Source organism: Bacillus sp. DNRA2, from assembly GCF_012843265.1.
Classification (GTDB): Bacteria; Bacillota; Bacilli; order Bacillales; family Cytobacillaceae; genus Bacillus_BU.
The window spans coordinates 142,002-152,187 of record NZ_JABAIT010000009.1; the positions used below are offsets into that span (position 1 = coordinate 142,002).

Below are 10,186 nucleotides of genomic sequence, written 5' to 3' on the forward strand. Positions count from 1 at the left end.
AGGATGTCTCAATTCACAGACATCCTCTGTTTGATTCCCATTTTTTTGAGAAAAACGAAAAACGGTCACCAAACCAAGCGATTGATTCCGATTTTTTCGAGTAAAAATAAAAACGGTCACCAAACCCCGTTATTGATTCCCATTTTTTTAAGTAAAAATAAAAACGGTCACCAAACCCAGCGATTGATTCCCATTTTTTCAAGTAAAAATAAAAACGGTCATCATTCCTTGCGAGCGATTTCTTCGACTACAATTACCTATACTCGCCTCCCGCCATGTACATACTCAATCCACTTACCAAACTTCTCAGCAAAAGGTAATACAACCAATGAAGATACCACATTAAAAATCAAACTCGAATGAGCCAATTGGACATCGGCACTATCGGCAGCCAACGGTGCAAGGGATGCCAGCCAATCAATAAAAGGGATAAACAATGCAACGCCGACAACATTTAACCAAATATGAGCATATGCGCATAATTTTGATTCGCGACCTGAACCTATTGATGCAAGGAAACCAGTGATACAGGTTCCGATATTGGAACCAAGCATAATAGCGATTCCTGAATCAATTTTCAGCACTCCACCCGACAAAAATCCCATCGTAATGCCAGTCATCGCAGTGCTTGACTGTATTAAGGCGGTTAAAATCGTTCCAAAGCCGATACTTAATAAATGGCTTTGATTGAGCATCCTCATCATACTATCCACCGCCTCGAGATCCGTTAGCGGTGTTGCTAAAAATTCAAAGCCTCTAATAGCGATAAAAACGGCTGACATACCGAATAGAATCGACCCAGAACTCCTTATTTTTTCATTTCGAAAAACCATCAAAAAAGCACCGATAATCGTCATCGGAATCAAGTATTGGTTAAAATTGAAAGTGATGATTTCTGTGGTGAACGTGGTCCCAATATTTGTACCCAAAATAATTCCAATTGATTTTGAAAAAGTGAGCATACCTGCAGCAATTAATCCAATTGTAATGACCATCACAGCCGAACTGCTATGAAGAATAGCTGTAACGAAAATACTTGTGAGCATTGCTTTAATGGGCGAACTAGTAACGCGTTCAAGCAAGTGCTTAAACGTTTCACCTGAAAGTTTAAATAAGCCTGCTCGTAGGATTGTCATTCCAGTGATGAATACAGTGATGAGCAAGATAAAAAGTAAGATATATAACATGTCCACTCACTCCCACTGTTTATATATGTATGAAATACCATGAATAGACATGCTTTTTAGTAATAAAAATATAACAAACAACATAAAATAATCGTCGAAAAAGAACAATTTTTCTCGAATCGTCGGAACAAGGTCAAATTGAGTTGACCTAATATGTGCATTATATTATAATTGTCAAAGTACATGGGTATCCATGTCCTCGATGTTAGTGTGTTGTGTTCGGAGGGAGGGAAAGAGAATGTCTAAAACCGTCGTTCGTAAAAACGAATCGCTTGAAGATGCTCTTCGTCGCTTTAAACGTACAGTATCTAAATCAGGTACAATACAAGAAGCTAGAAAGCGCGAATTCTACGAAAAGCCTAGTGTAAAGCGTAAGAAAAAGTCAGAAGCAGCAAGAAAACGTAAGTGGTAAGAGAGGGTGTAATACATTGAGTCTTCTCGAGCGTTTAAATAATGATATGAAACAAGCGATGAAGAATAAGGAAAAAGACAAACTTTCTGTAATTCGGATGATTAAAGCTTCATTGCAAAATGAAGCAATAAAGCTTGGCAACGAGCTATCCGAAGAGCAAGAGTTAACTGTCCTTTCTCGCGAAATGAAACAACGCAAGGACTCCCTCAACGAATTTGAAAAAGCCGGTCGTGAAGATCTGGTTGAAAAATTGCGTACTGAATTGACATTTGTCGAGGTGTACATGCCGAAACAGCTATCTGAAGAAGAAGTGACTGAGATTGTAAAACAAGCAATCGCAGAAGTAGGTGCAACATCAAAAGCTGAGATGGGAAAAGTAATGTCTGCGGTAATGCCGAAAGTTAAAGGTAAAGCAGACGGAACACTCGTAAATAAACTTGTTCAACAACACCTTTCATAATTAACGACATCAATGGCCGCAGAGAATGATTCTCTGCGGCTTTTCATGTCATTTAAAAGAAATATGAAACTATTCTCTTACAGTTCCGTAAATAATATTATGAGGGCGAAGAGAGGAGGGAAATACTTGCGAAAGTTCATACTCATAATGCTGTCCTTATTTATCATTTTTATGATTATAATTCCTGGGATGAGTGCAGGTGCACAGGTAATAAGCTATGGAGCTGAAAATGTACAATCTGATGGGGCTAGCTTAGTCACTCAAATTTCTCAAATGATTACACATCCTGTTACCATCACAATTCTTTTAACATTAGGCTGTTTAGGTTTGGTATTGGAGTTGTTTTCTCCGGGGTTTGGAATATTTGGTTTTATAGGATTGTCAGCACTACTGTTATTTTTCTATGGACATCTAGTATCAGGTTTAGCCGGGTTTGAAACATTAATCCTGTTTGTTGTTGGAATAGCCCTCGTGGTTGTTGAACTATTTGTACCGGGGGGAATTATTGGAACAATTGGAGCTTTATCTATTTTAGGAAGCTTATTTTTAGCAGCAGATAATGCGGTTTACATGGGGATTTCGATCCTTATTGCCATCGGAGTATCAATTTTGGCATCTGTCATCATGATAAGGGTGTTTGGGAAAAAAATGAGCCTATTTAAGAAAATAATCTTAACTGATTCAACCGATACACAAAGCGGTTATGTTTCCAATCGAAATCGGACAGAATTGCTGGGACTTAAAGGAGTGACGATTACTGCTCTTAGACCAGCTGGTACAGTGTTAATCGGCGAGGAACGAATTGATGTTGTAAGTGAAGGGGAATTTATTCCAAAGGATTCAGAGGTAATTGTTGTGAAGGTTGAGGGTGCAAGGATAGTCGTAAGAACTGTCCATTAAACAGAAATCATATCAAGGATACAAGAATAAGGAGGTTTTAACATGGCAGCAGGAACAGCTTTTTTAATTATTGCTATCGTTCTCGGGTTTATTTTGTTGGGTATTTTATTTACTTTTGTCCCAGTGATGCTTTGGGTTTCTGCATTAGCAGCAGGCGTAAAGGTCAGTATTTTTACATTAATTGGAATGAGATTACGTCGCGTTATTCCGAGTAGAGTCATCAATCCGCTTATCAAAGCGCATAAGGCTGGTATTAATGTGACAACTAATCAATTGGAGAGCCATTATTTAGCGGGTGGTAATGTTGACCGCGTTGTGAATGCGTTAATTGCAGCACACCGTGCCAATATCGAACTAAGCTTTGAACGTTGTGCTGCAATTGACCTGGCAGGTCGTGACGTGTTGGAAGCAGTACAAATGAGTGTTAATCCAAAGGTCATCGAAACCCCGTTTATAGCCGGGGTTGCAATGGATGGGATTGAAGTTAAGGCTAAGGCCAGAATTACTGTCCGTGCCAATATTGAACGTCTGGTCGGGGGAGCCGGAGAAGAAACGGTTGTAGCCCGTGTCGGCGAGGGTATCGTCAGTACAATCGGTTCTAGTAGTAATCACAAAAAGGTATTAGAAAATCCAGATATGATTTCGCAAACTGTTCTTTCAAAAGGTTTGGATGCGGGTACTGCCTTTGAAATACTTTCGATTGATATCGCTGATGTTGATATCGGTAAAAACATTGGGGCTGAGTTACAAACCGAGCAAGCTGAGGCAGATAAGAAAATTGCCCAGGCGAAAGCAGAGGAACGTCGGGCGATGGCGGTTGCCCAAGAACAGGAAATGAAGGCGAAAGTACAGGAAATGCGCGCCAAGGTCGTTGAAGCTGAAGCGACTGTTCCATTAGCAATGGCTGAAGCACTTCGTGAAGGAAATATTGGTGTGATGGACTATATGAACTTCCAAAATATTTCAGCTGATACCGATATGAGAGACTCGATTGGGAAGATGACAGGTGATAAGAAGCAAAATGATAACAAGTAGTAGGTTCCCTGGTTAGGAGGCCCGCATGATGAGGTTTATATTGGAAAATCCGTTAATTTTGGTGATTTTGATTGGTGTCATTTCCTCCTTTTTAAAAAAGAAAAAAGAAACACAGCCGGAACGGAAAAAAGTAGTCAAACCACCGAAGCCGCACGTTCATAAACAAGGGACAGCTACTCCGCTTAGTAAGCAGCGGCCTGCTCGAATAGAAAAGGTAAATAAAGATCATACAGCAGTCCCGCAGCAAGCCACAGTCCTTCGTGAGGGAAATCAAATTCTCCAAGATGAAGAAGTAGGAGAAAGTAATAAAACGACGTTAAATACAGCTCCTAACGCCTTAATAGACGGATTAATTTGGTCCGAGGTGTTAGGGCCGCCACGATCGAAACGACCGCATCGGGCGATTAAATAAACCCTGAAACGTAAAAATAAGTGCTAGAACCTTCGTTCATTTCATAAGTATGAGATGAAAGGGGGTTCTTTTTTTATGGCAAAAAAATGGGGCCAGCTTATTCGCAACTGGGTTACAAAAAACATGGAGCTTCCTCAGGATGTCATGATGGATTTGCCCCGCATTACTATGGTTGGACAAATTCATATTTATATTGAGAACCACCGTGGATTATTAACCTTCTCTGATCGTGAAATACGCCTCTTGTTAAAACAAGGCCAGCTATTAGTAAAAGGAAAGGCCTTTGTAATAAAAACGATTTTACCAGAAGAAATCTTACTTGAAGGAAAAATAGATCAGGTTATTTATATCAATGATTGATTCAGGGGGAGCGCAATGAAGAACCAATGGCTCGAGTTTTTTTCCGGAACTGTCTCAGTAAAGGTCTCGGGAAAAGGAATTGAAAGGTTCATTAATCAACTGCTCAGAAATGGCATTACGATTTGGGATGTTAAAAGATATGGTGTCGACACAGTCGTTTTTCATTTAAAGCTTGGGGATGTCAAAAAGATACGGCCACTTGCAAGAAATAGTGAATGTAAAATCGTGTTCCAGCAAAGAATCGGCATGCCGTTTCTCCTAAAACAAATGTTAAGAAACAGCGGTCTATTGGCTGGGGCCATTCTGTTTCTTTTTGTCATTATTCTACTTTCAAACATGGTCTGGCGTGTCGAGGTGAAGGGGGCTAATCCAGCAACAGAGCATAAAATTTATAAACAATTGGACAAGATGGGCATTAAACCTGGAAAGCTTCAGTTTTTCATTGACGATGTTGAAACGGTTCAACGAAAGCTCACCAATGAAATTCAAGTCATCACTTGGGTTGGTGTTGAGTTAAGGGGGACAACCTTTCATCTTGAGGTCGTTGAGAAGAAGGAGCCGAAAAAGACGGAGGTTTTTGGTCCTCGCCATTTAGTCGCTAAAAAGGAAGCAGTCATTTCCAAAATATATGTTGAAAAAGGTCAGAAACAGGTTGAACTTAACCAACATGTGCAAAAGGGGCAATTGCTAGTATCTGGAATAATTGGAAAGGAAGAAAAGACCGAAATTGTTTCGGCAACAGGGGAAGTATTTGGAGAGACATGGTATAAATCAACAGTTGAATTGCCAATAAAAAGTACATTCCAAGTCTTTAATGGTAATGAAAAAATGAAATACTCAATTAAAATGGGAAAAGTGAAAATACCTGTATGGGGCTTTGGAAAGCCCAAATATCCTTCATTTACCGAAGATACCACCAATCATAAGCTGCGTTTTTTGAAATGGGAACTGCCTATCTCATTTGTTGATACGGTGATTCGCGAAAAGGAAGAGGTCACAAGAATTTACTCAGAGGAAGAAGCAACCGAAGTAGCTATGGAAATTGCAAGAAAAGATATAAAAAGCAAGCTATCTGAGGATGCTATCATTAAGGGGGAAAATGTTTTACATCAAGCTATAGAGAATGGTAAAGTTACATTATCAATCCATTTCCAAATTATAGAGGATATTGCGGAGGAACAACCAATAATTCAAGGAGACGAAGAATGACAGAAGAGCGAAAAACAATTGATGTAAAAATAAATAATCAAGAGGAAGCCATAACCCTGTTTGGCAATTCTGATGGCAATTTAAAAATCATTGAACAAGAACTACAAGTGTCGATTATTACCCGCGGCGAGTCCTTAACGATTACTGGTCAGCCTGAACAGCTTCATCTTGCAGGAAAAGTAATTGATAAATTGCTCGAAGTGATTAAAAAAGGGATAGCAATCAGCCAACGCGATGTTAGCTATGCTGTGAAATTGGTTAAAAAGGGAACAATTGACTATTTTGGAGAATTATACGAGGAAGAAATCAGTAAAAACTCCAAAGGGAAATCGATTAGAGTCAAAACATTCGGTCAGCGTCGTTACGTTAACGCTATTAAACAAAATGACCTTATTTTTGGAATAGGACCAGCAGGAACAGGTAAAACCTACCTAGCTGTCGTAATGGCAGTAAATGCGTTGAAAAATGGTCATGTAAAGCGGATTATCCTTACTAGACCTGCAGTTGAGGCAGGTGAGAGCTTAGGCTTTTTGCCAGGGGACCTAAAGGAAAAGGTTGATCCATATTTAAGACCTTTGTATGATGCACTTTATGATGTTCTAGGAATGGAGCACACAGTTCGTCAAATTGAACGAGGAACGATAGAAATTGCGCCACTTGCATATATGCGAGGCAGAACTCTCGATGATGCGTTCGTCATTCTTGATGAGGCTCAAAATACGACTCATGCGCAAATGAAAATGTTTTTAACAAGGCTTGGCTTTGGTTCGAAAATGGTCATAACTGGTGACCGTACTCAAGTGGATCTACCGAAAGGTGTGAAATCGGGTTTAACCGAAGCGGAGAATATTTTGAAAAATATCAAAAGCGTGTCCTTTGTTTATCTTGAGGCAGCTGATGTAGTTCGTCATCCAGTCGTTGCAAAAATTATCAATGCTTACGATCAATTTGAGAATGTAGAAAGCTGACCCAATAGGTGTCGGCTTTTTGCGTATCACCGCAAGTTTATCAAATTAGGATGAAACTTTCTTTGAAAACTGATATTATTTTACATAACAAAAGTTGGGTTTTGGCATAGCCATATTTAAGAGGTGTTAACATTGGGAAAAATTCAGCTTCAAATTGCTAAAATGAAAAATTTTCTCGGTGAAACCTTATTTCGAATTCTTTTATTTGTGATATTAGGTTTAATTCTCTTTGTTTCTATGTATAGTAATGTCAAACCAGAAAAGCTTGACCTTACATTATTTTCTGTAGCGGACCAGACGATTCGTTCACCGATTACGGTTGAGGACAAAGAGAGCACCGAACGTAAGCGCAAGGAAGCACTTAACAATGTTCAGGATGTGTATATTCTTAAAAAAGAGTATACGCAAAATCGCGTAGACTTAATTACGTCTATTTTTGATTCAGTTTCTGAGGTAAAAGAGGACATTGCTGATGAAATGGCAAAAGCAGAAAATACAGATAAAGCCGAACCGCCCGTATCAGTACAGTTAGAGAAAGTAAAGCAAAAACTAACCGACAATGAAACAAAGGAGTTATCCGACTCGGTTTTTATTGCCCTATTACAGTCATCAAACGATGAACTTTCCATTGCAAGAGACTTAACGGTAACGGCAATCAACTATGTCATGAGTTCACGTATTCCTCAGGATGATGTTGAAAATGCAAAAAAACGACTGGAAGAAGAGTTAAAATATACAAGTTTAAATAGTAATCTAAAAAATGCTGCAATTGAATTAGGACGTTATGCAGTGATTCAAAATGAGTTTTATGATCCGAATGCTACTGAGGAAATGCGACAGCAGGCGATGGAGGGAGTCGAGCCAGTTTTGATACTGGAAGGGCAAATTCTCGTCGAGGAAGGGCAATTAATTAGTCGCGATATATACAGACAACTGGAGTTAGCGGGAATTTCAGATAATGAACATTCGTTTAAGCCATTTGTTGGCCTGGCCTTGCTAATATTGATTTTGCTAGGAGGCTTATATTTTTTCTTCCATTATTTAGGGGTATCACAAGACATAAAACACAAGTACGTACTAATCGTATCAATTATCCTGGTAATGTCGATTGCGATTATGAAGGTGTTAAGTTTATTCTTGAAGTTGAATTACTCAGAAATTGCGTATATCTTCCCGGCAGCAATGGGGGCTATGCTGATAAAGCTCTTAACCCATGAACGCTTGGCTGTTGCTTTTTCACTGATTTTGGCTATCTGTGGAGGAATCATCTTTAATGAGGGTATCACAGCGACGGTGCAAGTTACGGTGATGATTTACATTTTAATTAGTGGAATGGCAAGCGTTCTATTTTTGAGTAATCATAATAATCGCTCTAAAATTCTCCAAGCAGGTTTATTGGTTGCGGCAGTCAATATGGTCGTCATTTTTTCGTTGCTATTTTTACGAAATGGTCAATTTTCCGGAATGGAATATGGTTTTTATCTGATTGGAGCATTGTTGTCTGGAATAGGCTCAGCTGTTTTAACAATAGGGTTAATACCATATTTTGAGGCGGGCTTTGGCATCCTTTCAACTTTGAAATTAATCGAATTATCCAATCCTAATCATCCATTACTTAAAAAAATTTTAACGGAAGCTCCAGGAACTTATCATCATAGTGTTATGGTCGCTAATCTTGCTGAAACGGCATGTGAAGCGATAGGTGCAAATGGTCTATTAGCAAGAGTCGGATGTTATTATCATGATATTGGTAAGACAAAGCGGCCGCAATTTTTTATTGAAAATCAAATGAATATTCAAAATCCACATGACCGACTTCCACCGCAAACAAGCAAAAATATTATCATTGCCCATGCGATTGATGGTGTGGAAATGCTTAAAAGGCATAAAATGCCGAGAGAAATCATTGATATTGCCGAACAGCATCATGGTACAACATTATTGCAGTATTTTTACCATAAAGCGAAGAAGGATGGGATTGAGGTTAAAGAGATGGATTACCGTTATCCAGGACCGAAGGCGCAAACAAAAGAGGCGGCTATTATCGGAATAGCTGATAGTGTTGAAGCGGCTGTGAGGTCGATGGGACATCCAACCCACGAGCAAATTGAATCAGTTGTTCGAAAAATCATCGCCGATCGTTTGGCTGATGATCAATTCAATGAATGTGATTTAACATTGAAGGAGCTTGAGACTGTATCCAATGCGTTGTTGGAAACCCTCAAAGGAATCTTTCATTCACGGATTGAATATCCGGAAACCATTAAGCAGAAGGTGAGCCAAGCATGAGTCTATTAATTGATTATCTTGATGAAACAGAGAAATTAACAGAAAAAGACATTTCAACCGTGCTGGAACTATTAAATTTAGCAGCGAAACGGGAAAGTGTCGAAGTAGATAGTGAAGTATCAGTAACTTTCGTAACTAATGAAAAAATTCAAGAAATAAACCGCGAGTACCGCGACAAAGATCAACCTACTGACGTCATTTCCTTTGCAATGGAAGAGCTTGGTGAAGGTGAAATTGAGCTTTCCGGTCTGGATATGCCACGAGTGCTGGGAGATATTATTATTTCCGTTCCTCGTGCCGAGGAGCAGGCTGCTGAATACGGGCATTCGTTTCACCGTGAGTTAGGCTTTTTAGCTGTACATGGATTTTTACATTTGCTAGGTTATGATCATATGACAGATGACGAGGAAAAAATCATGTTCGGAAGACAAAAGGAAATACTCGATGCGTACGGATTGGAGCGCTGAGGCTAAAAAGGTTTTCAAGTCGTTCTCGTATGCGATAGAAGGCATCGTCCATGCTGTAAAAATGGAGAGAAATCTTCGTATCCATTTAACCTTTACTGTGCTGGTTTGCCTTTTTGCGGTTTGGTTTTCTGTTTCGATAACTGAATGGCTCATTATCCTCTTGGCGATTGGTGCGGTAATATCGCTGGAGCTGGTTAACACAGCGCTCGAGCGGGTTGTTGATTTGGTGACGGAGGAGCATCTGCCGTTAGCAAAACAGGCTAAAGACGTAGCGGCAGGAGCTGTTTTTGTTTTCGCGATAATCGCTGTCATCATCGGTCTGGTGATTTTTCTTCCGAAAATTTTTCAAATATTAAACTAATGAGAGACTATTGAGTAGTCTCTTTTTGTGCGACGGGCAGTCGCATGGAGTGTTGATCCAGTCAGCACTCTTCTTTTAATTATCTGACAGAGACGTCATTTCGATGAAACGACTGGTTGAAGATGA

The 10,186-nt window shown here is 39.5% G+C and carries 11 protein-coding genes and 1 pseudogene; 11 read left to right on the top strand and 1 reads right to left on the bottom strand.

Annotated features, from left to right (window positions below; genetic code table 11):
* Positions 1 to 257: 257 nt before the first annotated feature.
* On the bottom strand, positions 258 to 1,187 hold the full coding sequence (locus tag HHO41_RS10150) for a Na/Pi symporter (protein ID WP_169098118.1): 930 nt from the start codon (positions 1,185 to 1,187) through the stop codon (positions 258 to 260).
* Between the two features lie 238 nt (positions 1,188 to 1,425).
* Between HHO41_RS10150 and rpsU the strand changes: the two genes are divergently transcribed.
* From rpsU to HHO41_RS10205, 11 genes and pseudogenes are all read left to right on the top strand, one after another.
* Complete coding sequence (gene rpsU, locus HHO41_RS10155; protein ID WP_019154564.1) at positions 1,426 to 1,599, top strand: 30S ribosomal protein S21; 174 nt, start codon at positions 1,426 to 1,428, stop codon at positions 1,597 to 1,599.
* A gap of 16 nt (positions 1,600 to 1,615) precedes the next feature.
* Positions 1,616 to 2,059, top strand: coding sequence for a GatB/YqeY domain-containing protein (locus HHO41_RS10160; RefSeq protein WP_169098120.1), 444 nt, complete (start codon positions 1,616 to 1,618; stop codon positions 2,057 to 2,059).
* A 249-nt stretch (positions 2,060 to 2,308) separates the two neighbouring features.
* Positions 2,309 to 2,959: pseudogene (locus HHO41_RS10165) on the top strand (NfeD family protein); the annotation flags it as partial.
* A 42-nt stretch (positions 2,960 to 3,001) separates the two neighbouring features.
* Entirely contained in the window at positions 3,002 to 3,994 is a 993-nt protein-coding gene (floA, locus tag HHO41_RS10170; protein WP_169098124.1) for a flotillin-like protein FloA, read from the top strand.
* Between the two features lie 25 nt (positions 3,995 to 4,019).
* Positions 4,020 to 4,406, top strand: coding sequence for a hypothetical protein (locus tag HHO41_RS10175; protein ID WP_169098126.1), 387 nt, complete (start codon positions 4,020 to 4,022; stop codon positions 4,404 to 4,406).
* 75 nt (positions 4,407 to 4,481) lie between these two features.
* Complete coding sequence (yqfC, locus tag HHO41_RS10180; protein ID WP_169098128.1) at positions 4,482 to 4,766, top strand: sporulation protein YqfC; 285 nt, start codon at positions 4,482 to 4,484, stop codon at positions 4,764 to 4,766.
* Positions 4,767 to 4,781: 15 nt separating this feature from the next.
* Positions 4,782 to 5,975: a sporulation protein YqfD gene (gene yqfD, locus HHO41_RS10185; protein ID WP_169098130.1), complete on the top strand. Its 1,194-nt coding sequence runs from the start codon at positions 4,782 to 4,784 to the stop codon at positions 5,973 to 5,975.
* Positions 5,972 to 6,943 carry a PhoH family protein gene (locus tag HHO41_RS10190; RefSeq protein ID WP_169098133.1) on the top strand — a complete coding sequence of 324 codons (972 nt, stop codon included), beginning with the start codon at positions 5,972 to 5,974 and terminating at the stop codon, positions 6,941 to 6,943. Before yqfD ends, HHO41_RS10190 begins: the two co-directional genes overlap by 4 nt.
* 132 nt (positions 6,944 to 7,075) lie before the next feature.
* Positions 7,076 to 9,232: an HD family phosphohydrolase gene (locus tag HHO41_RS10195; RefSeq protein WP_169098135.1), complete on the top strand. Its 2,157-nt coding sequence runs from the start codon at positions 7,076 to 7,078 to the stop codon at positions 9,230 to 9,232.
* Positions 9,229 to 9,699, top strand: coding sequence for an rRNA maturation RNase YbeY (gene ybeY / locus HHO41_RS10200; RefSeq protein ID WP_169098137.1), 471 nt, complete (start codon positions 9,229 to 9,231; stop codon positions 9,697 to 9,699). The genes HHO41_RS10195 and ybeY overlap by 4 nt, the downstream gene beginning before the upstream one ends.
* The gene (locus HHO41_RS10205; RefSeq protein ID WP_169098139.1) at positions 9,677 to 10,060 is read left to right on the top strand and encodes a diacylglycerol kinase family protein; all 384 of its coding nucleotides are present in this window, start codon (positions 9,677 to 9,679) and stop codon (positions 10,058 to 10,060) included. The genes ybeY and HHO41_RS10205 overlap by 23 nt, the downstream gene beginning before the upstream one ends.
* Positions 10,061 to 10,186 lie beyond the last annotated feature (126 nt).